Raw genomic sequence first — 25,552 nt, 5'->3', positions numbered from 1 at the left:
GTTGCGAGCACGCGTCGGCTCAGGCATCCATCCGTCGTCCGTACCAGACGCACGATCACGCGTCCGCCCGAGGCCGGAGCACTCCGGCCGGCGGGGGGTGGAACTCGGTAAGGGCCTGGGCACCCATCAGACAACGGACTACGCGCTCGCCGCCGACGAGACGGGTCCGGTTCGAAGGGAGCGCCCGGGTCCTCTTCCGTGTCCAGGGCCGCATTCGCCCCTCACGCCCGACCTTCGCGTTCCCGGATCGTCGGCTTCTCGAGTCACCTGATTCCCGACCGGTGCGACTCGTCCCCGAAAGTGGGATCATCCATCCAAAGCGGGCTGCCCGTATTCCGTCCCGGTCACCGGCGGCGGGTAGCGTTCCGTAGACGGTCGGACCTGATGAGGAGTGCTGGTGGCGCAGGAGATGCTCGCCGAGAAGACCCCCGGCGTCGCCGAACGCGACCGGGCGTCGCGAGTTCCGGCCTGGCTACCGCGCCCGGCGGGCGTGGTGGCGGCCGGTCTGCTGCTGGCCGCGGCGTTCCCGCCGATCGGGTGGTGGCCGCTGGCACCCGTCGCCACCGCCCTGCTCGCCCTGCTGCTGCGCGGCCGCACCTGGCGGCGCGGTGCCGGGCTCGGCATGCTGTTCGGGCTGGCGTTCTGCTTCCCGACGTTCGAGGGACTGCGGCCCGTCGGCCTCGACGCCTGGATCGCCCTCAGCATCTTCGAGGCGCTGTACTTCGCGCTGCTGGGCGCCGGCCTGGCGCTGGTGACCCGGCTGCGGGGCTGGCCCGTATGGACGGCCGCCGCGTGGATCACCGAGGAGTTCATTCGCGGCCGCGTGCCGTTCGGCGGCTTCCCCTGGGCCCGGCTGGCGTTCAGCCAGAGCGCCTCTCCCTTCACCGGCTACGCCTCGGTGGGCGGGGCGCCGCTGCTCAGCTTCGTCACCGCGCTCACCGGCGGGCTCCTGGCCGCGGCGGTCCTGCTCCTGTGGCGGCGCCGGACCACGGCCACGGAGCCCGAGGAGGACGCGGTCGCCGCGGCGGACGGTGCCGGGCCCGAGGGAGCCGCCGTGACCGCCGAGCCGGGCCCGCCCGCAGGCCGCCCGGTCCGCTGGGCGGCCCTGGCGCTGGCCGGTGTGCTCGCCCTCGGGTTGATCGGTGTGTTCGTGCCCCGTCCGACCGGTGGCCGGGCGGTGACCGTCGCGGTCGTCCAGGGCAACGTGCCCCAGGTCGGCCTGGACTTCCTCGGCCAGCGCCAGGCCGTGCTCAACAACCACGCCCGCGAGACCCACCGGCTGGCCGAGCAGGTCCGCGCCGGCAAACTGGCGCGACCCGACCTGGTCATCTGGCCGGAGAACTCCAGTGACCTGGACCCCTACGCCGACGCCCAGGCCCGCGGGGTGATCGACGCGGCCGTCCGCGACATCGGCGTGCCCGTCCTGGTCGGCGCCGTCATCGACGCGGGCGACGGCGAGCACGTGGAGAACCGCGGGATCGTGTGGGACCCGGCGAAGGGCCCCGGCGCCTACTACGTCAAACGCCACCCGCTGCCGTTCGGCGAGTACATCCCGATCTTCCGGGGCGTGCTGCGAAAGCTCATCACGCGTTTCGACCGGGTTGGGGAGTTCGTCAAGGGCCGTTCACGCGGATCCCTTCAGCTCGGTCCGGTGAAAATCGGTGATGTCATCTGTTTCGAGGTTGCTTACGACGGGATCGTGCGGGATGTCGCGGACGCCCCGCTGCTCGTCGTGCAGACCAACAACGCGACCTTCGGGCGCACGAGCCTGCCCCCCCAGCAGTTCGCGATGTCGCGGCTGCGCGCGGTCGAACACGGCCGCAGCATGCTCGTGGCCTCCACGAGCGGGATCAGCGGCATAATCGCGCCGGACGGCCGGGTTCTGGCGCAGTCAAAGGAATTCACACCGGATCTCCAGGTGCGGCGCGTGCCGCTGCGCACCTCGCGTACGCTTACTGATCACTTGGGCGCCGCACCCGAGTGGGTGCTGGCGCTGCTGGGACTCGCGGCCGCGGTCGCCGCCGCCTGGCGGACACGGACGAGCAGGGGGGCCTGACCGGTGCTGAACACAGAGGACATCGGACGGGTGCTCGTGATCATCCCGACGTACAACGAGCGGGAGAACATCGAGAGCATCGTCGCCCGGGTGCGCGCCGCCGTGCCCGAGGCCGACGTCCTGGTCGCCGACGACAACAGCCCCGACGGCACCGGGAAGATCGCCGACGGGCTCGCCGACGGCGACGAGCGGGTGCACGTCCTGCACCGCGCCGGCAAGGAGGGCCTCGGCGCCGCGTACATCGCCGGCTTCAACTGGGGGATGGACCACGGCTTCGACGTGCTCGTCGAGATGGACGCCGACGGCTCCCACCAGCCCGAGGAACTGCCCCGGCTGCTCAGCGCGCTCGGCGAAGCCGACCTGGTCATCGGCTCCCGGTGGATCCGCGGCGGGACCGTGGAGAACTGGCCGCTGAACCGCGAGATCATCTCGCGGGGCGCGAACATCTACGCCCGGATCATGCTGGGCATCCCGGTGCGCGACGCGACCGGCGGCTACCGCGCCTACCGTGCGACGACCCTGCAGAAGATCGACATCGACGGCGTCGCGTCGCAGGGCTACTGCTTCCAGGTCGACCTGACGCTGCGCACCGTGCGCAACGGCCTGCGGGTGACCGAGGTCCCGATCCGCTTCGTCGAGCGCACCCACGGCGCCAGCAAGATGAGCCGCGCGATCATGATCGAGGCGTTCCTGCGGATCGCCAGGTGGGGCTTCGCCTACTGGGCGGGCCGGTTCACCGGCCGCGGCCGCCGCTGACGCCCCGCGACTGGACGAGCCACCGAGTTCGCAGCGCCTTCACCGCCGGCGACCACCGGCCCCCTCCCGGCGTGATCGGGAGAGGGGAACGGCGCCGCCCGGGTCAGCGCTGGTAGGCGCGGCAGGAGTCGTTCTCGTCGGTGCCCAGGCCGATGACGGTCACGTGGTTCAGCGACCGCACTCCCTTGATCACCAGGGTGTGGCGGGTGTCACCGCCCTTGAAGGCGTAGGTGACGCCCGAGGTCTTCGGATCGCCCGTCACGGGGTTGTCGTCGGCGTCATCGGCCTCGAAGTTGAGGGTGATGGGGGTCTTGCCCACCTGGGCGCCGACCTCGACGCCCGCGCCGGTGACCCGGTAGGAGACGGTCGTGCACGTGGGGGCGTCGCTGTCGCCCCGGGGTGAGGAGGTGGGCAGCGGAATCCCCGCCGCCGCACCGCTCGCGGGAGCGGACGCGGCGGCCTTGTCATGATGCGCGGATCCGCTGCCGCAGCCCGCCAGGCCCAGGCCGGCCACGGCGACGAGAACGAGCACATGCTTGCGCACGACGACACTCCAAAAGTGAGGGGAAGGCGTTCCGCGGGCGCGGTCGCGTCCGGTGAGGCACCGGATCGCGACCGGACGGAACGCCGGGGCAACTCTGCTGTCGCCACCATGATCCCGCAAATGAACACGCCGGAAGAACGCCATCAACCCAGTTCGAGGTGCTCAGCGCTATTGCAAACGGCTTGCAGCTCTATTGTCCATGCATCCGGGCGCGAGGCGGATTTGTTCGTTGAGGCCACGGTGCCAGTCGATGTCGTCCCACAGGGAGAACTGTGGTCCGCTGAAGTTGCTGGTGGAGATGGCAGCCCAGCAGCCGGTCGCGGCGGCCTCCCGGACACCCAGGGCACAGAGCTCCTTGACCCATCCCCAGTCGAGGCCGGGCAGGTCCTTGTAGTTGACGATCGACCAGCATTCGGTGGTCACCAGCGGGCGCCGGTGGCTGCGGGCCACCTCGGCGATCCGGTGGATGGCGTGGGTCAGCAGCCGTTGCCAGTGTTCGGGGTCGGCGCGGTAGGTCGCCTCGGCCCGTTCGGCGAGGATCGCGTATTGGCGGGGGTCGAACTGGGAGGCCGCCAGGTCGTAGCCGATGCGCCGGTAGAAGTCGCTGATGTCGGGGTGGGCCATCCAGATGTGCGGTTCGTAGAGGTCGACCGGTGCGGGATCCTCGCGGTCGAGCGCGCCGACGCCTTCGGCGACGGAGTAGCAGTACGGCAGGGTCGGGTACGCCTCGCGTACGGTCGCGATCGAGCGGGCCATCCAGTCCATCAGGGAGGGGTCGTGCCGCGGGCGGTCGTCCCCGCCGGGCGACTCGTACACGAACGGCGCCCATATGCGCAGCGGGAACTCGTTGCACAGGTCGACATACCAGATCGCATCGAGCAGCCCGGCGCGATCGAGCTCTGCGAGAGTCGCGATCCACACACGGCCGTGCTCCTCCGGGGAACGGATCCGCATCCGTACGTCATCGGTGTCGCGGCGGAACCACGACGACAGCGCCACGGCGACCCCCTTGTCACGGCAGGCGGCGACGAACTCGGTCAACGCGGGCCGCAGCCGTACCGTGATCGGTGTGGTGGCGCCCCAGTCGTGCTGGTCCCAGACGGGCAGCAGCCGCCAGCCGCGGTCGGCGCCGTAGGCGATCAGGTGCGGGTAGGCGTCGATGCGCACCGTGTCGTAGCCGCGGGCCACCAGCTCGTCGAGGACCAGGTTCCAGTCGGCGTATCGGGGGTGTTCCAGCCAGGAAAAGTCCCACATGGTGATGGCGCGGGTCATGCGGCCTCCTTGACGGGCGCGACTGTTGGACTGTATTTGGTCAGACCGGAGGTGACGCTGATGCGCGCGGCCCGTTGGCATGCACGACGTGACGTCCGGGTGGAGGAGGTCCCCGACCCCTCTCCCGGGCCCGGAGAGGTTCTCGTGAAGGTGGAGTTGTGCGGGATCTGCGGGACCGACGTCGAGGAATACCGCGATGGCCCGGTGCACATCCCGGTCGACGCCCCCAACCCGCTGACCGGCCGTACCGCGCCGCTGGCCCTGGGCCACGAGATCGTCGGCACGGTCGACGGCACCCGGGTCATCCCGGACGTGGTGCTGGGCTGCGGCGCGTGCTGGTGGTGCCGTCGCCGCCAGGAGGGCATCTGTCCCGACGGCGCGGTGATCGGTCTGCACTGCGATGGCGGTCTGGCTGGATATGTGGTGGCCGCGGCGGACACCTGCGTACCGGTGAACGCCCCGCCGGAGGTGGCCGTGTTCGCCGAGCCGACATCGGTGGCGGTGCGGGCCTGCAGGAAGGCCGGCGACCTGTCGGGCGCCCGCGTGGCGATCCTGGGCGGCGGCACGATCGGGCTGCTGACGGCGCAGGTGGCGAGGGCGGCGGGAGCCGGCCGGATAACGATCGTCGATCCCAATCCCGAGCGCAGACGGCTGGTCGCGTCGTACGGCTCGGCGGCCGTGCCCGGGGAGCGGGTATCCGGGCGCGGGGCCGACGTGGTGGTGGAGTGCTCGGGCGCGCCGGGCGCCGTGCGCGAGGCGATACGGCTGGTGCGCCGCGGCGGCACCGTCGTGCTGGTCGGCACGCGGGACGACGACGAGCCGCTGCCGCTGCTGGAGGTGGTGGTGGCCGAGAAGCGGCTGCTCGGCTCGGCCGCGCACCTGTGGGACGAGGACGTCACGGCGGCGGTGCGGCTGCTGGAGTCAGGCGTGGTGGATCCGCGGCCGCTGCCGTCGACGCGGGTGCCGCTGGACCGCGTGGTGCCGGACGGCTTCGAGGCAGAACCCGGCGTCAAGATCTTGGTCGACCCCTGGGCCTGACCGGGTAGGCCACCGTGGGCCTGACCGATCACGCGGCCGTTCACTCGTGCAGCATCTGTTCGATCGTGCGCTGGGCGATGAAGTCGAGGCTGCGATCCAGGTCCTTGCCGTAGGTCCGAAGCGCGACCAGCAGGTGTCCCTCCATCGCCGCGCGGGCCGCCTGCGGGTCCCGTGCCCGGATCGCGTCGAGGACCTCGTGATGGTAGGGGATCCCCTCTCGGGACACCGACGGGTCGCCCAGGCTACGCAGCATCTGCTCGAAGACCAGGGTGGTGATGGACGCGAACATGGTCTCGATCACCGGGTTGTGCGACGCGCGGGCCACCGCGGCGTGAAAGGCGACGTCCGCGCGGGCACGGGACACCAGGTCGGTGGCAGCGTCGAAGCGTTGTAGCGCCGACTCCATGAGGGCCAGGTCGTCCTCGTCGGCGTTGGCCGCGGCCAACGATGCGGTCTCGCTCTCCAGCGTCCTCCGTGCTTGCACGAGGTCGCGCGGAGTGGGTTTGCGACGCCGGACGAAGGTGTCGAGCGGGCGTACGGCATCGGCCAAGCGCACGTCACGTACGAACGCCCCGCGACCGGGCAGCACTTCGATCATGCCGAGGGCCTCCAGGGCACGCAACGCTTCGCGCACCATGGGCCGGCTGACGCCGAAACGCTCGGCCAGCCGCCGTTCGGGCTCCAGCTTGGTGCCCGGGGGAGGGCCGGTCGACAGCAGGTCGAGTTCCAGCCGCTCGACGAGGGCTTCCTTGGTCAGGACGCGGTCGGCGGCCGAGCCGTTGAGATCCGTCACTTGGACCCTCCGAGGGAGTAAGAGGTCTGACCAGACTAACCGATTCGCCGGCGATCCGAGGATCCTCCGGCACCGGGCACGCGTGGTCGGTCTGGCCTTGAGAACCGGGTTTCACTGGGGTGATGGGTCGATCGACCAGCTCTTGACACCGATGCCAGTGAGAGGACATGGTATCGCTCTGGTAAGACCGGTTTGACCAAATCCGGGAGGCGACGCGATGGCGCTGTTCGAGGCGATCGGTCTGCGCAAGAGGTTCGGGGGCGTCGAGGCCCTGCGCGGTGTGGATCTCGCCGTACGGCCCGCGGAGGTGCTCGGCCTGATGGGAGACAACGGCGCCGGAAAGTCGACGCTCATCAAGATCATCTGTGGTGCGTACCGGCCAGACGCGGGAGAGCTGCGCATGGACGGCGAGCCGGTGTCGTTCCGGAACCCGCGCGACGCGGTGGACCGCGGAGTCTCGGTGGTGTTCCAGGACCTCGGCCTGGTCGACACCCGCGACGTGGCAACGAACGTGTTCCTGGGCCGCGAGCCGCACCGGCGGGGGCTGGTGGACGCCCGGCGCATGCGCCGCGAGGCTCGCGAGGTGCTCGACACGCTGCGCATTCACATCTCGTCGGTCCGGCTTCCGGTCGGTGGCCTGTCGGGCGGGCAGCGGCAGTCCATCGCCATCGCTCGCGCCGTACACGAGGGCGGGCGCCTGGTGCTGCTGGACGAGCCGACCGCCGCGCTCGGCCCGGAGCAGCAGCGCAATGTGCTGGACCTGATCGGCGATCTGCGGTCGCAGGGGAAGTCGGTCGTCATGGTCAGCCACAACGTCGATCACGTGCTCGCGGTGGCCGACCGGGTCGCGGTGATGCGCGGCGGCGTGGTGGCGGGCGTACGCGAGATCAGCGAGACCACCGCGGCCGAGATCGTCGGACTCATCCTCGGCGATACAGCGTCATCGCTGCTCACCGATGTACCGACCCGGCCGGAGTGATCACATGACCGAGTTGACCGCAGCGCCTCGCATCAACGTCGACGACGGCCCGGGCGGGCTCGTTCATCAGTTGTTGACCGCGCGCGAGTTCGGCGTCGTGACCGCCACCGTGGGCGTCTTCGTCACCTGCGTGCTATTCGCCGATCGGTTTCTGACGACCTCGAACCTGCTCGCCGTCGCCCAGCAGATCTCCATCCTCGGGATCATCGCGGTGGGCGTCACGTTCGTCCTGATCTCCGGTGAGATCGACCTGTCGGTCGGATCCTTGTACGGGTTCCTGGCGGTGACGCTGGCGACGTTCGTCACGGGGGTCGGCATTCCGGTGGGCGCGGCGGTGCCGCTGGTCCTGATCATCGGCGTCGGGATCGGGACGGTCAACGGTCTGATCACCACACGGCTCGGCATCCCGTCGTTCATCGTGACGCTCGCCGGTATGGGGATCCTGCGCGGCTTCGCCCTGCTCGTCGCCGACGGCATGCCGGTGGACAGTTCGCGCCTGCCGGTCTTCCAGAAACTGTTCGCCGGCTACCCGCTGCCCAACCTGAGCGCGGAGACGCTGTGGATGGTCGGTGCCATGATCGTCGGCGGCTTCGTCCTGGCGAAGACGGTCTTCGGATATCACGTCTACGCGACCGGCGGCGATCGGTCGGCGGCCGCCAACGCAGGCATCCCCACGGCACGAGTCAAAACGATCTGCTTCGCCATCAGTGGCGGGCTGGCCGGGCTGGCCGCCGTCATCATCAACGCTCAGTTCGGAGACGCGCCCCCGACCACGGGAACCAATTACGAACTGCTCGCCGTGGCGGCCATCGTGATCGGCGGCGCGAGCCTGTTCGGCGGCAGAGGCAGCCTGTTCGGCACGTTTCTCGGCGCGGTGCTGACCGGGGTGATCAGCAATGCCCTCGTGCTGTTCGGCATCGACAACAACTGGCAGCAGATCGCGACCGGCATGCTCATCCTGGCCGCGGTGATGGTCAACACACTGGTCGGGCGACGGTCGCCGGCCCGTAGGGAGGCATGATGACAAACGCGGATATGTCCCGCCGGACCATGGTCGGTGGCGCGGCGCTCGGCATGCTCGGCTCGCTGGCGGCATGCGCCAGCGAGAAAAAGCCCGACGCGTCAAAGGGCGGCGAACACCTCCAGCGCGGCAAGAAGGTCATCTTCGTGGCGCACGACCGATCGCCGTTCTTCGAGCCGATCAAGGCGGGCTTCTTGAACGCCGGCAGGATGCTCGGCTGGCAGACCCAGTTCACCGGCCCTCCTGCGCTGGACATCCAGAAGACCGTCGAGCTGCAGCAGAGCGCGATCAACGCGCGCCCGGACGGGCTCATCCTGACCCGGATCGACGACCATTCCTTCGACGCCAACATCGAGCGTGCGCTCAAGCAGAACATCAAGATCGTGCTGTCCAACGTGGCCAGCGCCGGACGGGAGAAGCTCTCCCTCGCCTTCGTCGGGCAGGACTTCGGGCCGGCGGGCGAGCTGTGCGGACAGCAGATCTGCGAGTACGCCCAGCGGCTCGGCCGCAAGGACGGCCTGATCGTGCTGGGCAACGGAGATCCCGGCAACAGCGCTCTCGAGCAGCGGATCCAGGGCATGAAGCGGGGGATCGACGCCTACAACAAGGCCCACGGGACATCCTTCGCCGGCGACGACTTCGTGAGCTCGTTCGAGCAGACCCAGGCCCTCGGAAAGATCGACGCCAAGTATCGCAAGGAGCGCGACCGGATCGCCGGCTGGTCGATGTCCGGAGTCGACCACCAGTTCGTCGCCGCGTGGATCAAGCAGCAGAACATCCGTCGGCGGTTCGCGGTCGGCGGTTTCGACCTCGTCAACCCGATCCTCGAAGGGATCAAGGGCGGCACGATCGACTTCACCCTCGGACAGAACCCGTACGCCCAGGGCTGGATCGCCGCCACGCTGCTGGCCATGGAACTCGATCCCGGCTACCCGGCGCGCGACTACGACACCGGGGCCGAGATCGTCAGCTCCTCCAACATCGACGCCGTCATCCGCCGGGAGGCAGGGTTCGCGTGAAGATCGTCGCGCTGGAGACTCTGCGGCCCCGCGTCCACCCCAACCTGCTGCTGCTCCTGCTGCATACCGACGCCGGCGTGACCGGACTGGGCGAGGCGTTCTACGGGGCCGGTGCGGTGGAGTCGTACCTGCACGACACCGTCGCGCCGGTACTGCTCGGACTGCCGGACCCGACCCCCGAGCGCTGTGCCCGGATGCTGACCAGCTACGTCGGCTACCAGGGCGCCGGTGCCGAGACCCGCGGCAACGGTGCCGTGGACATCGCGCTGTGGGACCTGCTCGGCAAGACCGCCGGGCTGCCGCTGGTCGACCTGCTCGGCGGGGCGGTACGCGACGCCGTCCCGATCTACAACACCTGCGCGGGCCCCGGCTATGTCCGCACCAGCACGCGGCAGGAGTCGGCCAACTGGGGCCTGCACGACACCGAACGCTACGACGACCTGCGCGCCTTCCTCACCGATCCCGGCCGCCTCGCCCGCGAGCTGGCCGACGAAGGCATCGGCGGAATGAAGATCTGGCCGTTCGACCGGGCGGCAGAGCGGACCGGCGGCACCGAGATCACCACACCCGACCTCGATGAGGGACTCGCCGTCCTTGAGGCGATCCGGGCCGAGGTCGGTTCGCGGATGAACCTCATGGTCGAGCTGCACGGACTGTGGAACCGGCCGGCTGCCGCCCGCATTCTCGCCGCCATCGCCCCATACCAGCCGTATTGGGTGGAGGACCCGCTGCGTCCTGACGCGGTCGACGCACTGGCTCACTTGGCCGCCGAGACCGACGTGCCCATCGCCACCGGTGAGACTTGCGTCGGGCGGCGCGGCTTCCTGCCGCTGCTCACCCAGGGCGCCGTCGATGTGGTCACGGTGGATGTGCAGTGGACCGGCGGCATCACCGAGGCGAGGAAGATCGCCGTCCTCGCCGACGCCTACGGCGTGCCGCTGGCCCCGCACGATTGCACCGGCCCGGTGACCCTGGCGGCATGCGTCCATCTCGTCGCCGGCCAGCCCAACGGGCTGGTTCAGGAGACCGTACGAGCCTTCCTGCGCACGTGGTACGCCGATCTCGTCACCGGCCTGCCGCAGATCGACGACGGGTCGATACGGCCGTCCCGCGCCCCCGGCCATGGCGTGACGCTCCGCCCTGGGCTCTCCGACGACCCCGAGGTCCAGCACCGCCTCACCCGGCTCTGACCGCGACCGGAAATTCTGACTGCCTTGGCCGAGCAAAGCGCCGAACGCTCGATTCGTCACCATGATCCCGCAAATGGACACGCCGGAAGAACGCCATCAAGCCGGGTCTTCACGGCGGACCTCCTCCGGCTTCTTGTCCGGCCGCAGGCCCCGCCAGCTGGGATGCCGCAGAATGCCGTCCAGGGTCCACTCGCCGAACGCCACCTCGCCCACGAGCTCGGGTTCGACCCAGTGCGCACGGCGGGCGACCTCCCGGGGAGCGGGCGGATCGAACGGGTCGGCGTCGCGGGCGAGTGGCGCGAGCCGGGCGGCCAGGTCCCGCAGGTCCGTCTCACTGAAGCCGGTCCCCACATTGCCCGCGTACCGCAGCCGGCCCTCGTCGTGGACGCCCAGCGCCAAGGACCCGATCATGTCGGCGCGGCGTCCCGCGCCCGGCAGCCACCCGGCGACGACCACCTCCTGGTGACGAACGTTCTTCACCTTGATCCATGGCCCGCGCCGTCCCGGGTAGTAGCGTGACCGCAGCGGCTTACCGACGACGCCCTCCAGGCCCTGGGCCAGGCCCACCGCGAAGACGCTCTCTCCCTCGCCCCGCCACCACGGCGGGACGCGCACCGGCTCCCGGTCGAGACCGAGCCCGTCGAGGAGGTCCCGCCGTTCGGTGTACGGCCGGGGCAGCAGCGACTCCTCGTCCAGGTGCAGCAGGTCGAACAGGTAGTACTGGACGGGCACCGCCCGCATGAGCCGCTCGCCAGGGCGCTGGACGTGCATCCGGTTCTGCAGGGTCGCGAAGCTCGGCCGGCCGTCGCGCAGGGCGACGATCTCACCGTCGAGGACCGCAGGGCGGGGAAGCATCCGGGCCAGGACGGCGAGTTCCGGGTAGGAGCGCGTCATGTCCTTGTCATTGCGGGACGTCAGCCGCAGACCGCCACCCTGGACGTAGGCGACCGCCCGGACGCCGTCCCACTTCAGCTCCCACCCGTACTCGTCCTCATCCGGTGGCAGCGACCGTCTCGGCAGGGGCGTCATGGGCCGGACGAGCCGCGGCAGCTCGGCCAACCGGGACTCCGGTGATCTTCTCCGGGCGTACGCGCGGGTCAGCCGACCGGCATCGCCTCCCGGGCGCGCCGCTTCATCCGCTCGGCCCTCTCGCCGGGCATCTCCTCGCCGTACTCCTCTTCCATCCGGAGCGCGACGCCGACCGCGAAGAATGTCGGCGCCCACTCGCCGACGAAGATCCCCCAGTGGTCGGCGCGGTGCATCCCGGCCTTCTCGGTTCGCATCGACAGCGCCCACGTCCCGACCGACGCGAGGATGGACCCGAAGCCGGCGATGTACATCATGTCGGACGTGATGCCCGCACGGCGCATGAGCCTCAACATCGTTAACCCCCCGTTGACCTGCGGTTCCCTCGATAGGGACCGGTACCCGGGGCCTGGGGCACTACGCCGGCGCGGTGTTCAAATCACCGCCAACTGCTCCGCCGGGACGGGCCCCGGCGCGACGGGCACCGTGCGTGATCCGCATGAGCGCGGTGATCGCCACCGGGGTGCCGGCGCCGGCCGGCGCCTCGAGCAGAGCGCCGAAGGCGAATCGCGACGAAACGCGGCCCGAGCGCGGGCGTGTCCGCCCGCAGCGAACCGGGAACTCTCAACGCGGCGAACACGTCCCTCGTCCACGTCGGTCAACGCCCCGTCGGGCACGCCACAATGGAGACATGCTCCCTGTGGTGCTGTTCCTCGCGTTCCTCCTGCTGCCCGTCCTGGAGATCTACGTCATCATCCAGGTGGGCGAGCTGATCGGCGGCTGGCCCACGGTGGCGCTGCTGCTGGCCGAGAGCCTCCTGGGGGCGTGGATCGTCCGGCATGAGGGCCGGCGGGCGTGGCGGGCGCTGAAGGAGACCTTCGGCGGCGGGGGAATGCCCGACCGGGAGCTCGCCGACGCCGGGCTGGTGCTGGTCGGCGGTGTGCTGCTGCTGACGCCCGGCTTCGTGACGGACTTCTTCGGGTTCCTGTTCGTGCTGCCGTTCACGCGGCCGCTCGTACGCCGACTGCTGTCGCGGCTCATCGCGCGGCGGGTCTCGACGGCGCGACGGCGGAGCGGGCTGCGGTTCGGGGACCTGGGCGGTGTGTACGGGCCGGGTCCCGGGCCGGAGCCGGATCCGGGGCCGCGGGTCGTGCGCGGAGAGGTCGTCGAGGACGACAGGGAGGGCGACCGGCGCTGAACACGCACGGGCCGTGCCGTCGAGGGGCTGACGGCACGGCCCGTGTGCGTTCGGCGTTCGGTTACGCGGTCCTTCTGCGCTGGGCGCGCAGCACGGCCAATCGCTCGGCCAGGACCTCCTCAAGGTCTTCGATCGTGCGGCGCTCCATGAGCATGTCCCAGTGCGTGCGGGGGGGTTTCCCCTTCTTGGACTGGGGCATCTCACCGTTGACCATCAGGGCGGTGGCGCCGCAGCTCCGGCACTCCCAGGTCATCGGCACCTCGGCCTCCGCGGCCAGGATGACGGTGAACCGGTGGCCCTTCGGGCAGTCGTACATGACCTCCTGACGAGGGGCCAGGTCGGTGTTTCGATCGTTCTCGTAGCTCGTGGCTCCGAGTCGGGTGCCGCGAAGTGCGCGCTCGGCCATCGTGACGTGCCTCCCAGACGGCTTGCGTTCGTACTAACGTGAACGCTGGATACCGAGACAAGATTCCCGCCTTGGCCTGGATCCAACCCTACGAAGACTCGGAGTTTCCCGAGGCCATCCCGGCTTCCGTCGGCTGAGCAGCGGAAACAGTCCATCAGCGCGTGCCAGGGTAGGGGTGCGGAGTACTCCGGATCGTTCGGGGTCAGTCGGCCTGCTTCGGGGTGTAACGCGTAACGGTTACATCATCGATGTAACGCTCCGTAGCGGCGAACTCCAGTTCGCTCTGTCGCGTGCGGGAGACGCCTGGCCATCTCGTCGTCAAGGGCTCCGACGCGGTGCCGCTCGTGTCGATCATCTTCACACCGGCGCTGTCGCTGCGGTTGTCCCTTCGGTTCTCGGCGCGCCAGGTCGGGAGCTCAATCTGCCCTCGGGTGGGCCGTTGGCACTGGACGATGACGGTAGGCCTGCTCGGCGCCTTCGGCCCGGCCGGCACTGCATGGCGGCCACTGCGGCCGTCCATCGGTTACGACCGGGTAGATCCCTCTGATGTGACATCGCGGGCACCTGCGCGTCCACGCGAGCGTCCGAACGCTTCGAGCTTCACCGGGTTCATCACCCACCGGAGCGTGTGGATGCCCTGCGGTAGAGCCTCGATGGTCAGCAGTGCGACGTCCGTGCCGTCGCGGGAGACCAGAACGCCGGGGCTTCCGTTCGCCTCCACCCATGCCAGCTCCGCGCCCGGCCAAACGCGTGGCCCGAAGGCGACGATGAACTTCGCCACGCGGGTGTGGCCGGCCACGGGGATCCTCGCGGCCCCCCTGATACCGCCGCCGTCGGTGTAGCTGATGGCGTCCGCGGCGAAGAGGTTCTCGAGGGCGGCGACGTCGCCTGCCCGGGCGGCGGCGAGGAACGCCTCCAAGAGCCGCCGGTGCTCGGCCGGGTCGACAGGTTCGCGCCGCTCGGCGGACAGGCGTTTGCGGGCGCGGCTGACGATCTGGCGGGTGTTGACGGCGCTGAGCTGGAGGATGTCCGCGATATCGCCGTACGGGTAGTCGAACGCCTCACGGAGGATGTACGCAGCGCGTTCGGTGGGGCTGAGTTTTTCCAGCAGGAGCAGGACGGCGAGCTCCAGTGCCTCCCCGCGTTCGGCCCCCACCGCGGGATCGACGCTGGTGTCAACGGGGTCGGGCAGCCAGGGCCCGACGTAGGTCTCGCGTCGCGCCCTGGCGGACTGGGAGACGTTGATGGCCAAACGGGTGGTGGTCCGCGCGAGGAAGGCCGGAGGGTCGAGCACGACGGTGCGGTCGGTCTTCTGCCAGCGCAGCCAGACCTCCTGGAGGATGTCCTCGGCCTCCGCCACGCTCCCGAGCATGCGGTAGGCGATGCCGAACAGGTGCGGACGCAACTTCAGGAAAACAGAGGCGGCCTGGTCGAGCCCGCTGTCCGTTCCCGGCTTTGCCGCCCGCATACACCGCCCGCCCGACGCCGTCCGTTGCTGGTCGGCCCAGCCTACCGAGGTCGCGCCACCGGGCCGGCACGGTATCGTGCGCGAGCGTTACGAAAGGTTGGCGCAGTAGAGCCCGCGCCCGGTGCGCTTGATACGGGAGCCGCTGGCAAGACGGTCGAGTGTGCTACGAACTGCGTTGATGCTTCCAGCGTCGGTGTCACGTCCCAGAGCGGCGGCGACGTCCCGCGCGCGGACGTTGGTATCGCCGATGGTCGCGAAGTAGCTCAAGATTTGTTCGGTGAGTTGGCCGTACGCTCCCGGCGTGGAGGGGTCGCCTCGGGTGGGCCGTGGCGGTGGTTCAGAACCGGCGGAGCCGGTGTCTTCTTGTCCGGGTTCGGGAGTGGGTGCTGTCGGCTGCTGCTCTCCCATCCGGTCCCCGGCGGTGGTCGTGGGGCCGGCGGGTGGCACGGTGAGCATCAGCTCCTGCAGCGCGTCAAGGGTCTTCTGCACCGAGCCGAGGTGAGCGACGACCGCTGCCAGTTCCCTCTCCAGGGCCTGCTTCTGGGCCTGGAGGCGACGCAGTTCCTCCTGGAGGTTCTCCGCGGTGCTCTCAATGTTCTGCGCCGTGTGCGCTACGAAGGCCATGTGCCCCTCTCACATCCTGCTCGGGATACAGGCTATACTGTCGCGGCCCTGAACATGTGGATCGTGTGACCAATCCGCCCCTGGCGAAGCAACTGTTGCGCGAGAGTGCGGGGAACACGGTGTCAGGCCGTGCGCTCAGCGCGCGGGCTGCCGGGGTTGGGGGCTGATCTGTGGTGATCGTCCGCTGGGTTCTCGCGGATCGCGACCGCCGCACGGTGCTCAACCGTTCTGTGCAAATTCGCCATGGATGCTCTCGTCTTCGACCGACCGGCTCAGTTCGCGCAGTGAGTTTGACACTGAGGCTATGCGGGTGTCGACATGCTCGAGTTCTTGCTGTAGCAACTGGACGCGATCCTTCAGGAGGGCGGCTTCAGCGCTCAACGACATGATGGCCGCTGCGAGGCTGGAGTGGTCGTCGGTGTCTCGGAGCATCGTGCGTCCTTCTTCGTGGTCGGCCGGAGCGTCCGCCGGAACTGGGGGATCGGGCGGTGTGCGCGCGCCGAGGAGAGGTCAGACCGAGAACTCGTGCGCGGCCGGCGGAGGTGGAAGGCCCGTCACCGGAAACGACCAGACAGCAGCGGCGGTTGTGACACTTCCCGTCCGAGAACTTCACGCCCGACTTGCGAACCGGCTTCGCCCTCGCCGAAGGGATGGCGAAGCCGGTTCGCGGCGTTCAGCCGCAGAACGGTCGGGCGCGGGTCACTTAACGGTCCACGTGAGCGCCGATGACACCGGTCACTGGAAGTCGCAGCCGGGGTTAGGAGCGTCCTCGGACAGGGGCGCGCCGTGAGGCAGTATGTAGAGGACGTCCAGCACGACGTCGGTGGAACCCAGGTTGCGACCGATGTGGACGTGGTTGGCGCCTGACGGCTCCGTCAAAGTGCTCCCGGACCGGTACACCCCATCCGACTTGCAGGTCGCGTCGAAGTGGCTCAGGGTTCCCTTCTTGACGTACGCGAGCAGAGTGCCGTCGTGGTAGTGCCAGCCGGTGGCCTGACCCCCCGGAATGGTGATCTCTCGGAGGATGTAGTCCTTACCGCCGTCGGTGGTCTGAGCGATGATCTTGCCGGTGATCCCGGGACCGGGCGGAGTGGCGTGAGCGACTCCGGCGGTGAGCGACATGCAGGCGAGTGCGGCGGCGCTGACGACCAGGGACCTAAAACGCATGATGTGCCCTTCTTTTTTCGGGGGTGCGCTCACGTCGCCGGCTGTATGGCGGCGCGACGCGGTGTGTGCTGCCTTGAATACAACACAAAGTGTGTTTCTGGCGTGTGCGATCCAACCTTACAAGCGAACAGTGTGAGAACGGGCGTTGCAGGAGGGCGGGACTCCGATGGGGTGCGGCGATCGGTGCCCCTTGCCTGGTGATATGTCGGCTTCGGGCCGCTCGCGCCGACCGTGCGGCCTGCCGCCCGGTCCACGTAGGTAGCGCGTCGTCTTCCGGACAAGATGTGAAATAGTGTGTGATTGTGGCATCGACACCATTGGATCCGTGGTTCGCCGACCTGCTCGAGTCCAGCTACCACAGGTTCACCGGCAGGCACTTGTCCGAAGTCGCCCGGTCCACGCCGCAGGAGGCCGCCGAGTGGCTGTACACGTCGGCGCCGTTCGGGCTGCTGGCCCACGATGGCGGTGCCGATCCGCGCTACACCTATGCCAACCGGACGGCCCAGCAGCGCTTCGGCTATTCCTGGGAGGAGTTCGTCGGCATGCCATCCTGGCTGTCGGCGGCATCTGCCGACCAGACCGACCGGAACGCGTTGCTTCAGGCCACGAGCGACAGCGGCCATGTGACCGGTTACCGGGGCCTGCGTGTCGCGAAGTCCGGTCGTCGTTTCTGGATCGAGGACGTCACCATGTGGAATCTGGTGGACGCGGACGGCGTTCGTCATGGTCAGGCCGCGGTGGTCCCAACCTGGACCGAACCAAGCGCATGACGGTCCCCGCGGAACGGGCATCGTCGGCGACGGCGCAGCGCGAATCTGCGAACGAAACCGTCCGGTTCTCCGTGCTGGGGCCGGTACGGGCCTGGCGCGCCGGTAGCGAGCTGCCGCTCGGGCCGAAGCAGCAACGCCTCATCCTGGCCATCCTGCTCGCCCGGGCCGGACGGCCGGTCAGCATGGGAGAATTCGTCGACCTGCTCTGGGACGGCAGGCCACCGGCCAGTGCGGCCAACGCGGTGCATCGGTACGTCGGCGTGCTGCGCCGTCTTCTCGAGCCGTGCCTGCGGTCCCGGTCCCCCGGGCGGTGGCTGATCCGGCAGGGCGGCGGTTACCTGCTTCAGGTCGACGCGGACTCCCTCGATCTTCTCGACTTCCGCAAGCAGGTGGAAGAAGCCCGCCGCGCGGTCAAAGCCGACGAGCCGGCAGCGGCCCTGAGGCTGTTGATCACCGCGCTGGGCCTGTGGCAGGGGCGGTGCGCAGAGGGTTTGGAACCCGCCTCGAGCACGCACCCGGCCTTCGTGATGCTCGAACACGAGTACTCCTCGGTGGTCTGCGAGGCGGCTGAGAGCGCCCTGCGATGCGGGCGCGCGAAAGACGTGCTGCCGGCCCTCCGCCAAGCCGCCGGACGCAACCCCCTGGACGAGGCACTGCAGGCGAAACACCTGCTCGTGCTCGCCGCCGAAGGCAAGCAGGCGGAGGCGGTGGCGCTGTACCAGGAGATACGACTGCGGCTGGCGGACGAGCTCGGCGTCGATCCCAGCGCGGAGTTGCGCGCCGCGTACGACAAGGTCCTGCGTCAGCAGGCCGCCCGGGACGACCCGGCAGAACGTACGGACTGCTCCGGATCCGCCCGGCCGGTAGGGGCCGCGACCCCGTACGGCACGCGGCCGGTGCCCCTGATCAGGCCAGCCCAGCTTCCTCCCGACCTGCCGTACTTCACCGGACGCGCGAAGGCCCTTGAAACGGGCCTTCCCCGGGAACACCGCGGAACCCTGCGCGTGCTGGCGATCGACGGTATTCCCGGTATCGGCAAGACCGCCCTGGCCCTACACGTGGCGCACCGGGTCGCCGCGGAGTTCCCCGACGGGCAGCTCTACGCGGACCTGCGCGGATTCGGCCCCGCTTGCGTTACTTCGGACTCGAACGACGTGCTCCACGGTTTCCTGGACGCGCTCGGCGTCTCCCCGCAGCACATCCCCGCGTCCACGGACATGCGCTCCGCGCTGTACCGGAGCGTCCTCGCCGGACGCCGGGTGCTCGTCGTCCTCGACAACGCGCGCGACATGGAACAGGTACGGCCGTTGTTGCCTGGAACGCCGGACTGCATGGTCGTGGTGACGAGCCGCAGCCGGCTGACCGGCCTCGCCGCCGCCAACGGGGCGTCCTTGCTCACGCTGGAGGTGCCGTCTCCGCGAGAAGCACTCTCGTACTTCGCGAAGCGGATCGGGGAGTCGCGCACCGCCGGAGAGATCGACGCGGTCAAGCAGATCATCGAGCGGTGCGGCCGGCTGCCGCTCGCCTTGGCGATCGTGGCCACGCGAGCGGTCAGCCACCCCGAATACCCGCTGTCGCGGGTGGCGGCCGAACTCCGCGACTCTTCGGAGAGCCTCGACGGCTTCAGCGACGACAACCTCGAAAACGACGTACGAAGCGTGTTCTCCTGGTCGTACCGAATGCTGAGCGCGGAGGCGGCGAGGATCTTCCGGCTGCTGCCCCTGCACACCGGACCGGACATCACCATCGAGGCGATGGCCGGCCTCGCCGGCGTATCACCGAGTGCGGCCCGTGACGCCGCCGGCGAGCTGGTGCGCACCCGGCTCGTCACCGCTTCGGGCCGCGACAGGTTCTGGTCCCATGACCTCATCCGTGCCTACGCCGCCGAGCTGAATCGCGATATGGACCGTCACACATGGTCCAGCGGCAGGTCCTCCGGGCGCACCTCGGTCAGATCCGACGTGGTGGCCTCCGGCATCTCCGCGACCCGCTCCGCCTGACGCTCGGTCATCCGCTGGAAGACCTGGCGGGCGGTGCGCCCGTTGCCGAACCGTTCGCCGCGCGGGAAGTCATCGAAGTACTCCTGCAGCCGTTCGCGGGTATCACCGGCCAACTGGTAGTCGTGCTGTCCGGCGTGCTGTTCCACGATCCTGACCAGTTCCTCGGCGGCGTAGTCATCGAAGGTCAGGATCCGGCTGAAACGCGACGCGAGCCCAGGGTTGGAGCCGACGAACCGGTCCATCTCCCCGGGGTAGCCGGCCACGATCACCACGACCTCGTCGCGGTGGTCCTCCATCAGCTTGACCAGCGTCGAGATGGCCTCCTGGCCGAAGTCGTTGCTCTGCCCGTACGGCACGAGTGAGTATGCCTCGTCGATGAACAGCACGCCGCCGAGCGCCCGGCGGAACACCGCCTGCGTCTTGGGCGCGGTGTGACCGACGTACTCACCGACCAGATCGCCGCGGTCCGCCTCGACCAGGTGCCCGCGCTCCAGTAGTCCCAGTGCGGCGAGGATGCGTCCGTACAGCCGGGCCACTGTGGTCTTGCCCGTGCCGGGGTTGCCGGCGAAGACCAGGTGCCGGGACAGAGGGGGCGCCGAGAGCCCGACCTCCTCGCGCCGCTTGACCATCTGCATGAGCTTGACCAGCGCGCTGACCTCCTGCTTGACGCGGTCGAGTCCGACGAGCCGGTCCAGCTCGGCCAGGAGGTCCGGGAGACTGTCCGTCGCCTCCTTTTCCGCCTTCTCGGGCCGGCGTCCGGAGGCGCCGGCGCCCCGGCCCCCGGCCGTTCGGGAGAGCTTCTCGCCGCGGGTCGTCGTCGGCAGAGTGGCGTTCACCACGTCGTTGGTCCAGCACTCCTCGAATACCGGAATGGCGCCCTCGACGAGCGTCAGGTCCTCCTTGGTGTCGTGCACGACACAGCGCCGGAGGGTGGGCGTGGCCTCGGCCCCGACGTAGATCGCGGGGAACTCGGTGTGGGAGATGTCGCAGTCCTCGAAGACGCCTCCACCGCCATCGGCGGCGTACAGACCGTTCTTCCCCGAACGGGAGACCGTGACATGGCGGACCTGCGGCCGGGCGCCGGTCCAGACGACGAGCGCGCTTCCGCCGGTGTCGGCGATCTCGACGTTCTGGATCCAGGCGTCGCTGCGTTCGTCCAGGAAGATGCCGGCCGAGCCGGTCTTCCGCACACTGCCGCCCCGCATCAGGACGCCGGTGCCCGGCCCGACCTCGACGCCGGTACGGGACACGGCGGAGATCTCACAGTCGTCGATGAGCGGGCGATGCCGGGTAGTCATCTTGACGCCGGCGTCCACGTCGCTGATGCGGCATTCGCGGATCACGGCGTCCGCGTCCTCGACGCTCACGGCCGCCATCCGGGTCCGCTCGATGTCGACCCGTTCGGCCAGCACGTCGGCCTGCTCTCGCACTCGGATGCCGTGCTCGGGGGTCTCGCGAACGCGGCAGTCGCTGAGGGTGGCGCGTGCGGCACCGCCGAGATGGACGGCCGTGAACGCCGTCTCGGATACCTCGCAGTCGGTCAGCGTCACGACGCCGTCACCGCTGCAGTGCACGCCGTTCGCCGCCGCACGGGTGAGCACACTGCGGTGGGCCTGGACGCGGGCGGACTCCATGACCACCAGAGTCGTGCCCTGCGTGTCGGCCACATGTACGCCGTCCAGCTCCACCTGGCAGACACCGGCGGCCAGGACACCGGACTCCTTCGTGTCGCGGACGTGGCAGTCCTTCAGTAGCACGCCGGAATCGCCGCGGACGAGGACCCCCTCGGCTGCGACACGTGTGATCTCGCACCCGTCCAGCCGGACACGGGTCTCCTCCCGGCCGGCCGATTCGCCGCTCTGGGGCGTCTCGGACGGGAGCACCTGGGTGGCGCTGTGCGCCCACTTCGCCAGGCCCTCGACGCGTACGCCCTCGGCACCGATGTCGCGGATGTCGCATCGGCGCAGTACGGGCTGGGCGGGCGCCTCGACCAGCACCGCAGCGTCCTCGGAACGGCTGACCTGGCAGTCGGTGAAGACTCCGCCGTCAGTGCCGCCCAGCCGCAGGCCGAAACCGCGGACCCGCTCCACCGTCGTACGCGCGCACTCGACGCCGGCGGAGTCGTCGAGCCGGAGGCCGTCGCCCTCCACCGACCGTACCGTGCACTCCTCGATCACTCCCCGGCTCGTTCCGGTCAGGTGAACGCCGGCGTACGTCGCGTCGCGCACGTCACATTCGCGTAGCGTGCACTCCGCGTCGCCGGTCACCTCGACACGGCCGACGATCTCGCAGCCCTCGATCGTGGGAGAGCCGCCCCGGAGCAGGACGGCCACCTCTTCGCCGGAGGGCGCCTCGAAGGTGATGTCCCGGATGGTCGCCGCACACCCGTGCAGGGTGAGTGCGGGCCGGTGAGGTGACACGATCCGCACGGTGCCCCGGCCTTTCGCCGCGACGATGGTCACGTCCCGGTCGAGGACGACCGCTTCCTGGTAGACGCCCGGCTCCACGGACACCGCGGCTCCGTCAGCCGCCGCCTGCACGGCCGCGCCGACCGTCCGGTGCGCGCCCCACGCTCCGGGCGCCACCCGCTGCCGGCCGAGCTTCACCATGCCGTCGGCAGGAACGCGTTCATACCCCGAAACCTCCTCACCCGCCGCCACCCTTCATCGGTACCGCCGGGCGGCGGGGCACCACGGCGACGCGGGCTCCGTGCCGGCCGCCGGTCAGAGCCGCCCGCCGACGTCCGCGAGGTACTGGAACACGCCGAAGACGCCCACCGCCAGCGGCGCGGAGGACACGGTCAGCAGCAGGCCGGTGGTGGCCAGCCATGACGGGCGCTCGTCCAGCGTCTTCGCCGGCTGGGTGGCCAGGGTCAAACCCACGGCGAGAACGACGGCGGCGAGGCCGCAAACGATCAGCGCCGGCGCCGGCGCCGTCGCGTGCAGCAGGTGGACGGGGGCCTGGATCGCCAGGGCGACGAGCCCGGCGGCACCGGCCGCGATGCCGGGCATGACCGCCACCGGGACGACGCTCTGGCCTGCCTGTGTCAGCAGGGCGAGGCTCAGGCACAGCGCCAGCATGATCGCGAACGGGTCGTCCGACGCGGTCAGGACCAGCAGCGACGCGACCGAGACCAGTGAGGAGACCAGCGCGAAGGCGATCATGACCCGGCGGCCGCGCCTCATCGTCTCCGCCGTCTCCGCGACGGGGTCGGGGGACGCGCCCGGATTCGCCCGCGCCGGGACCAGGGTGACCAGGCGTCCGGCGGCGGCCGCCGCCGAGCTGAGCATCAGGAGCGCGACGACTCCGACCGCGGCCGCGCTCTCGACGAGGTCGGCCCCCACCGCCGCGATCAGGATGGCCACCGGCAGCGCCACCGCCGCGAGCAGGCCCACGGCCAGCGTGGCCTCGTGCGGCAGCGCGAGCGCGGCCGCCAGGGCACCGACGGCGGCCCCGGCGGTGATGGCGATCGCCGCACCGGCCCCGTCCCCGGCCCCTGGCAGGGTATAGCCGGCCAGCGCGAGGGCAGGGCACGCGGACAGTGCCAGGGCGACCCGCAGCGGCACCGGAATCGCCCAGCCGCGACGGGTGGCGAGCCCGGCCAGCAGGGCGAACCCGAAGCCGGCCACGATGGCGACGAGCCCGGTCAGCGGACCGGTCGGTGCCTGGAAGACGAGTACCGCCAGCGCCGCGAGGAACCCGCCGAGGCCGACGCCGATGACGGTCATCGCGCGGTGACGACCGTTCCAGCGGTCCCACTGCCCGGCCGCCTCTTCGACGATCTCCTCGATGTCGGTGACCAGCGGCCCGTCGGTCTCGCCTTCGACAACGTCCCGTAGGTAGAGCGTCGCCCCGTCGACGACCTGGGCTTCCAGGAGCGACATGCTTGGCGGGAACGGCCGGGCCCCGGCCAGGGCGAGCGACCACGAGGCCGGGAGTGTCTCGTCGGTCTCCTGGCCGCACAGCCGACTCAGGTTCGGCACGTACTCGGCGATCGGGGCGCGCGCCGGTACGGCGAGATCGACACGCCGTCGCATGCCGACCACCGTGATCCGGCACCGTTCATCATCCACGTACGATTCCTCACATCATGCTCATCCGGCGCCGCAGCCGCCGCTCAGTGCTGCCAGGTCCTGATGTTCGACCACTCGGCGTCGGAATAGTTGCCCCAGTTGACGTTCATCGCATGGGCGATCTGGCCGAGCACACCGGCCGGGCCGAACAGGCCCTCGGCCGCGATGTTCCACTCCTGCTGCAGTCCCTGGTAGTAGTCGGCCGCCTTGCTCAGCGTCCAGGCCTCCTGCAGGGGGGCGAGCTGGGCTTTCAACCTGGCGAGCTCGTCGGAGCAGTGCGCGGCCTGGTTGTTCATCCAGGCGCCGGCGCCCTCGAGGCCGGCGCTAACGAACATTTGGCTGTGGTCGATGCCGTCCATGGGAGGACTCCTTGGCGTTTAGGGGGGAGGCGGCCGATCGCTCCGTGTGGAAACGCTCGGACGCCGGGGATGCACCGCCTGGCGTACGGCTCAGCCCAGCTGCGCCGGGGGGACGGTGTGGTTGCCTTTCGGGAGGCCGGCGTCCAGGGAACGCAGATTGTTGATGTTGGTCTGCTCGGACTCGGTGTAGTTGACGTAGTTGCCGCGCAGGCCGGAGGCGATGCCGGTCAGGCTGTCGTGCAGCATCTTGGCGTAGATGTCGTATTCGGCCATCAGCGTCTGGAAGGTGTTGTACGCGACGCCCCGCCAGGAGGCCTCGAGGTTGACCACGTAGGCCCGGATCTGCGTGAGGATCACGTCGATCTCCGCCGCGGTGTGGTCGGTGCTCGTTGCGGCATTGGCCAGATACTCGGGCGTGACCTGGTAGGTCACACCACCGACGTTCGCGCCAGGTTGGTCGGCGGCCATGACGTCCACCTTTCGTGGTGATTGCCAGGACGAGCCCGGCGCAGCGTGCAGTTCACTCGAATATCGTCCGGCGCATCGGGTCTCTCGACGCGGTCAAGCGCCCGTGTGCCACTTCTGGTTGGACGTACCACCGCAATCCCACAGCTGCAGCGGGGTGCCGTTCGCGGTCTGCTTGCCCTTGACGTCCACGCACTTGTCCGCCGCGATGTTGACCAGGTCGAGGGAGTTCTTCAGGACGAAGCGCTGCGACGCGCCGCCGTTGCAGGAAGCCAGTTCGATGGGCGTTCCATTGGCCGAACCACCGGCCACCGTCATGCACCTTCCCATGGAACGGATGGTGTTGTCGGAGTAGAACGTCCACCGTTTCCAGTCGACCACCGGATCGCAGTCCCAGGTCTGTAGTGGGACGCCGGTCTGTCCCTTATTCGTGACGTCAATGCATCGGCCGTCGGCGTAACTGACGATGGTCCTGGTCGCGGCGGCCTTCTGCGCCGCCGTCTCCGCCGCCGACATCGTCTTCGTGCCTGCGCGCTTTCCGGGGGTCCTGCTGTAGATCTTGACCTTCGGCCGGGTGGCGGCGGCGCCGACCGGGACCGGGACCGGGCCTGCCGGGCCCGCCGGCACCGTCGTGTACGTCTTGGGCGCGCCCGACGGGGGCACGGTCTTCGCCAAGGGCGAGGTCGTCGGCGAGCGCCGTGCCGCCGCGTCCGGGCTCTTTGCGGCCGCGCTCTTGGTGTGTGTGGCCACCGCTCCGATGCCTATGGCCAGCGCACACGTCAGGGCGACGGCCAGGCCGGCGGTGACGATCCGGCCGGTGAGGGTCCCCTTGTCACCTTGTCTGCGGATGCTCGCGGTCAGTGCACGTGCGAGCTTCGGTCGCGCCGGACCGTCCGGCGCATCCGAGGTCGGTTCCTCCACTGTCCCGGTCCTCCTTAGAAAGTCCGCCATTCCGTGAGGGTGTCGATCGGGTGGCGAAGTCAGTGAACAGGCGTGCCGGCGCTGGAACATGTAAGGCATCGAGAAAGGCGTAAGCCGAGCCGGGATGTCGGCCATCGCTGCCGTCACGCCTTTTCAGCCGCCACGCCGTCCCCCGTCCGGCAATGAAGTTCGAGCAGCAGTGTAAAGCCCGCTCAGCACCGCGCAAGCCCGTACCCGGATCATGTCGGCTCTCGCCGGAAATTCAAGAATGCCCCCACAAAAAATCCACAACTATTCCACAATCGTGAGCCAGACTTGCATAACGGTGAGCCAGAGTCTCCGCCACCGCGCATCACGGAATTCGACGTGACCGCTAACACCGAGACGTGGTGACGGGCTCCGTCCCG

25 protein-coding genes are annotated in these 25,552 nt (G+C 69.6%); 10 read left to right on the top strand and 15 right to left on the bottom strand.

Going from position 1 to position 25,552, the window contains the following annotated elements:
- Window positions 1-397: 397 nt before the first annotated feature.
- Together lnt and NE236_RS04420 are read left to right on the top strand one after the other, a co-directional pair.
- On the top strand, window positions 398-2,056 hold the full coding sequence (lnt, locus tag NE236_RS04425; protein ID WP_252840477.1) for an apolipoprotein N-acyltransferase: 1,659 nt from the start codon (window positions 398-400) through the stop codon (window positions 2,054-2,056).
- 3 nt (window positions 2,057-2,059) lie between these two features.
- On the top strand, window positions 2,060-2,812 hold the full coding sequence (locus NE236_RS04420) for a polyprenol monophosphomannose synthase (protein WP_252840476.1): 753 nt from the start codon (window positions 2,060-2,062) through the stop codon (window positions 2,810-2,812).
- Between the two features lie 103 nt (window positions 2,813-2,915).
- On the opposite strand, the gene NE236_RS04415 is transcribed toward NE236_RS04420, so the two are convergent.
- Complete coding sequence (locus NE236_RS04415; RefSeq protein WP_252840475.1) at window positions 2,916-3,356, bottom strand: hypothetical protein; 441 nt, start codon at window positions 3,354-3,356, stop codon at window positions 2,916-2,918.
- 168 nt (window positions 3,357-3,524) lie between these two features.
- Complete coding sequence (locus NE236_RS04410) at window positions 3,525-4,628, bottom strand: cellulase-like family protein (RefSeq protein WP_252840474.1); 1,104 nt, start codon at window positions 4,626-4,628, stop codon at window positions 3,525-3,527.
- Between the two features lie 60 nt (window positions 4,629-4,688).
- Between NE236_RS04410 and NE236_RS04405 the strand changes: the two genes are divergently transcribed.
- Window positions 4,689-5,666, top strand: coding sequence for a zinc-binding dehydrogenase (locus NE236_RS04405; RefSeq protein WP_252840473.1), 978 nt, complete (start codon window positions 4,689-4,691; stop codon window positions 5,664-5,666).
- 40 nt (window positions 5,667-5,706) lie between these two features.
- Here the strand turns inward: NE236_RS04405 and NE236_RS04400 are convergent, their stop codons facing one another.
- Window positions 5,707-6,459 carry a FadR/GntR family transcriptional regulator gene (locus NE236_RS04400; RefSeq protein ID WP_252840472.1) on the bottom strand — a complete coding sequence of 251 codons (753 nt, stop codon included), beginning with the start codon at window positions 6,457-6,459 and terminating at the stop codon, window positions 5,707-5,709.
- Window positions 6,460-6,676: 217 nt separating this feature from the next.
- Between NE236_RS04400 and NE236_RS04395 the strand changes: the two genes are divergently transcribed.
- From NE236_RS04395 to NE236_RS04380, 4 genes are read left to right on the top strand one after another with little or no spacing between them, the layout of a single operon-like run.
- The gene (locus tag NE236_RS04395) at window positions 6,677-7,438 is read left to right on the top strand and encodes an ATP-binding cassette domain-containing protein (protein WP_252840471.1); all 762 of its coding nucleotides are present in this window, start codon (window positions 6,677-6,679) and stop codon (window positions 7,436-7,438) included.
- A 4-nt stretch (window positions 7,439-7,442) separates the two neighbouring features.
- Window positions 7,443-8,459: an ABC transporter permease gene (locus tag NE236_RS04390; RefSeq protein ID WP_252840470.1), complete on the top strand. Its 1,017-nt coding sequence runs from the start codon at window positions 7,443-7,445 to the stop codon at window positions 8,457-8,459.
- Window positions 8,459-9,478 carry a substrate-binding domain-containing protein gene (locus NE236_RS04385; protein ID WP_252840469.1) on the top strand — a complete coding sequence of 340 codons (1,020 nt, stop codon included), beginning with the start codon at window positions 8,459-8,461 and terminating at the stop codon, window positions 9,476-9,478. The genes NE236_RS04390 and NE236_RS04385 overlap by 1 nt, the downstream gene beginning before the upstream one ends.
- Complete coding sequence (locus NE236_RS04380) at window positions 9,475-10,668, top strand: mandelate racemase/muconate lactonizing enzyme family protein (RefSeq protein WP_252840468.1); 1,194 nt, start codon at window positions 9,475-9,477, stop codon at window positions 10,666-10,668. Before NE236_RS04385 ends, NE236_RS04380 begins: the two co-directional genes overlap by 4 nt.
- A gap of 96 nt (window positions 10,669-10,764) precedes the next feature.
- On the opposite strand, the gene ligD is transcribed toward NE236_RS04380, so the two are convergent.
- Window positions 10,765-11,727, bottom strand: coding sequence for a non-homologous end-joining DNA ligase (ligD, locus tag NE236_RS04375; RefSeq protein WP_252840467.1), 963 nt, complete (start codon window positions 11,725-11,727; stop codon window positions 10,765-10,767).
- A gap of 38 nt (window positions 11,728-11,765) precedes the next feature.
- On the bottom strand, window positions 11,766-12,038 hold the full coding sequence (locus NE236_RS04370) for a hypothetical protein (RefSeq protein ID WP_252840466.1): 273 nt from the start codon (window positions 12,036-12,038) through the stop codon (window positions 11,766-11,768).
- Between the two features lie 347 nt (window positions 12,039-12,385).
- Here NE236_RS04370 and NE236_RS04365 point away from each other — a divergent pair, with 347 nt between their 5' ends.
- Window positions 12,386-12,892, top strand: coding sequence for an FxsA family protein (locus NE236_RS04365; protein ID WP_252840465.1), 507 nt, complete (start codon window positions 12,386-12,388; stop codon window positions 12,890-12,892).
- A 61-nt stretch (window positions 12,893-12,953) separates the two neighbouring features.
- Here NE236_RS04365 and NE236_RS04360 read toward each other — a convergent pair whose 3' ends face one another.
- The 5 genes from NE236_RS04360 to NE236_RS04340 form a co-directional block, all read right to left on the bottom strand.
- On the bottom strand, window positions 12,954-13,298 hold the full coding sequence (locus tag NE236_RS04360) for an RNA polymerase-binding protein RbpA (protein ID WP_252783493.1): 345 nt from the start codon (window positions 13,296-13,298) through the stop codon (window positions 12,954-12,956).
- Window positions 13,299-13,821: 523 nt separating this feature from the next.
- Complete coding sequence (locus tag NE236_RS04355) at window positions 13,822-14,766, bottom strand: RNA polymerase sigma-70 factor (RefSeq protein ID WP_252840464.1); 945 nt, start codon at window positions 14,764-14,766, stop codon at window positions 13,822-13,824.
- Between the two features lie 87 nt (window positions 14,767-14,853).
- Window positions 14,854-15,390 carry a hypothetical protein gene (locus NE236_RS04350; RefSeq protein ID WP_252840463.1) on the bottom strand — a complete coding sequence of 179 codons (537 nt, stop codon included), beginning with the start codon at window positions 15,388-15,390 and terminating at the stop codon, window positions 14,854-14,856.
- A gap of 219 nt (window positions 15,391-15,609) precedes the next feature.
- Window positions 15,610-15,822, bottom strand: a complete 213-nt coding sequence (locus NE236_RS04345) for a hypothetical protein (protein WP_252840462.1) — start codon at window positions 15,820-15,822, stop codon at window positions 15,610-15,612.
- Between the two features lie 303 nt (window positions 15,823-16,125).
- Window positions 16,126-16,557, bottom strand: coding sequence for a cupin domain-containing protein (locus NE236_RS04340; protein ID WP_252840461.1), 432 nt, complete (start codon window positions 16,555-16,557; stop codon window positions 16,126-16,128).
- Window positions 16,558-16,874: 317 nt separating this feature from the next.
- Between NE236_RS04340 and NE236_RS04335 the strand changes: the two genes are divergently transcribed.
- The gene (locus tag NE236_RS04335) at window positions 16,875-17,327 is read left to right on the top strand and encodes an MEKHLA domain-containing protein (protein WP_252840460.1); all 453 of its coding nucleotides are present in this window, start codon (window positions 16,875-16,877) and stop codon (window positions 17,325-17,327) included.
- Window positions 17,324-19,327 (top strand): AfsR/SARP family transcriptional regulator, encoded by a 2,004-nt coding sequence (locus tag NE236_RS04330; protein WP_252840459.1) that lies wholly within the window; start codon window positions 17,324-17,326, stop codon window positions 19,325-19,327. Before NE236_RS04335 ends, NE236_RS04330 begins: the two co-directional genes overlap by 4 nt.
- Here the strand turns inward: NE236_RS04330 and NE236_RS04325 are convergent.
- The 5 genes from NE236_RS04325 to NE236_RS44310 form a co-directional block, all read right to left on the bottom strand.
- Window positions 19,237-21,987 (bottom strand): right-handed parallel beta-helix repeat-containing protein, encoded by a 2,751-nt coding sequence (locus NE236_RS04325; protein ID WP_252840458.1) that lies wholly within the window; start codon window positions 21,985-21,987, stop codon window positions 19,237-19,239. The two genes, NE236_RS04330 and NE236_RS04325, sit on opposite strands and share 91 nt — an antisense overlap.
- 63 nt (window positions 21,988-22,050) lie before the next feature.
- Window positions 22,051-23,400 carry an EsaB/YukD family protein gene (locus tag NE236_RS04320; protein WP_252840457.1) on the bottom strand — a complete coding sequence of 450 codons (1,350 nt, stop codon included), beginning with the start codon at window positions 23,398-23,400 and terminating at the stop codon, window positions 22,051-22,053.
- Window positions 23,401-23,444: 44 nt separating this feature from the next.
- On the bottom strand, window positions 23,445-23,759 hold the full coding sequence (locus tag NE236_RS04315) for a WXG100 family type VII secretion target (protein WP_252840456.1): 315 nt from the start codon (window positions 23,757-23,759) through the stop codon (window positions 23,445-23,447).
- 90 nt (window positions 23,760-23,849) lie between these two features.
- On the bottom strand, window positions 23,850-24,227 hold the full coding sequence (locus NE236_RS04310) for a WXG100 family type VII secretion target (RefSeq protein ID WP_252840455.1): 378 nt from the start codon (window positions 24,225-24,227) through the stop codon (window positions 23,850-23,852).
- Between the two features lie 93 nt (window positions 24,228-24,320).
- Window positions 24,321-25,145: a ricin-type beta-trefoil lectin domain protein gene (locus NE236_RS44310; protein WP_252840454.1), complete on the bottom strand. Its 825-nt coding sequence runs from the start codon at window positions 25,143-25,145 to the stop codon at window positions 24,321-24,323.
- Window positions 25,146-25,552 lie beyond the last annotated feature (407 nt).

The organism is Actinoallomurus purpureus, from assembly GCF_024055795.1.
Taxonomy (GTDB): Bacteria; Actinomycetota; Actinomycetes; order Streptosporangiales; family Streptosporangiaceae; genus Actinoallomurus; species Actinoallomurus purpureus.
The sequence above is the reverse complement of the archived record's forward strand: the minus strand, read 5'-3'. Positions and strand labels throughout refer to the sequence as shown.

Coding starts and splice junctions, on each gene's coding strand:
- NE236_RS04410 (WP_252840474.1), bottom strand. CDS start 4,628: ATGACCCGCGCCATCACCATGTGGGACTTTTCCTGGCTGGAACACCCC.
- NE236_RS04405 (WP_252840473.1), top strand. CDS start 4,689: ATGCGCGCGGCCCGTTGGCATGCACGACGTGACGTCCGGGTGGAGGAG.
- NE236_RS04395 (WP_252840471.1), top strand. CDS start 6,677: ATGGCGCTGTTCGAGGCGATCGGTCTGCGCAAGAGGTTCGGGGGCGTC.
- NE236_RS04390 (WP_252840470.1), top strand. CDS start 7,443: ATGACCGAGTTGACCGCAGCGCCTCGCATCAACGTCGACGACGGCCCG.
- NE236_RS04385 (WP_252840469.1), top strand. CDS start 8,459: ATGACAAACGCGGATATGTCCCGCCGGACCATGGTCGGTGGCGCGGCG.
- NE236_RS04370 (WP_252840466.1), bottom strand. CDS start 12,038: ATGCGCCGTGCGGGCATCACGTCCGACATGATGTACATCGCCGGCTTC.
- NE236_RS04365 (WP_252840465.1), top strand. CDS start 12,386: ATGCTCCCTGTGGTGCTGTTCCTCGCGTTCCTCCTGCTGCCCGTCCTG.
- NE236_RS04360 (WP_252783493.1), bottom strand. CDS start 13,298: ATGGCCGAGCGCGCACTTCGCGGCACCCGACTCGGAGCCACGAGCTAC.
- NE236_RS04355 (WP_252840464.1), bottom strand. CDS start 14,766: ATGCGGGCGGCAAAGCCGGGAACGGACAGCGGGCTCGACCAGGCCGCC.
- NE236_RS04350 (WP_252840463.1), bottom strand. CDS start 15,390: ATGGCCTTCGTAGCGCACACGGCGCAGAACATTGAGAGCACCGCGGAG.
- NE236_RS04345 (WP_252840462.1), bottom strand. CDS start 15,822: ATGCTCCGAGACACCGACGACCACTCCAGCCTCGCAGCGGCCATCATG.
- NE236_RS04340 (WP_252840461.1), bottom strand. CDS start 16,557: ATGCGTTTTAGGTCCCTGGTCGTCAGCGCCGCCGCACTCGCCTGCATG.
- NE236_RS04330 (WP_252840459.1), top strand. CDS start 17,324: ATGACGGTCCCCGCGGAACGGGCATCGTCGGCGACGGCGCAGCGCGAA.
- NE236_RS04315 (WP_252840456.1), bottom strand. CDS start 23,759: ATGGACGGCATCGACCACAGCCAAATGTTCGTTAGCGCCGGCCTCGAG.
- NE236_RS04310 (WP_252840455.1), bottom strand. CDS start 24,227: ATGGCCGCCGACCAACCTGGCGCGAACGTCGGTGGTGTGACCTACCAG.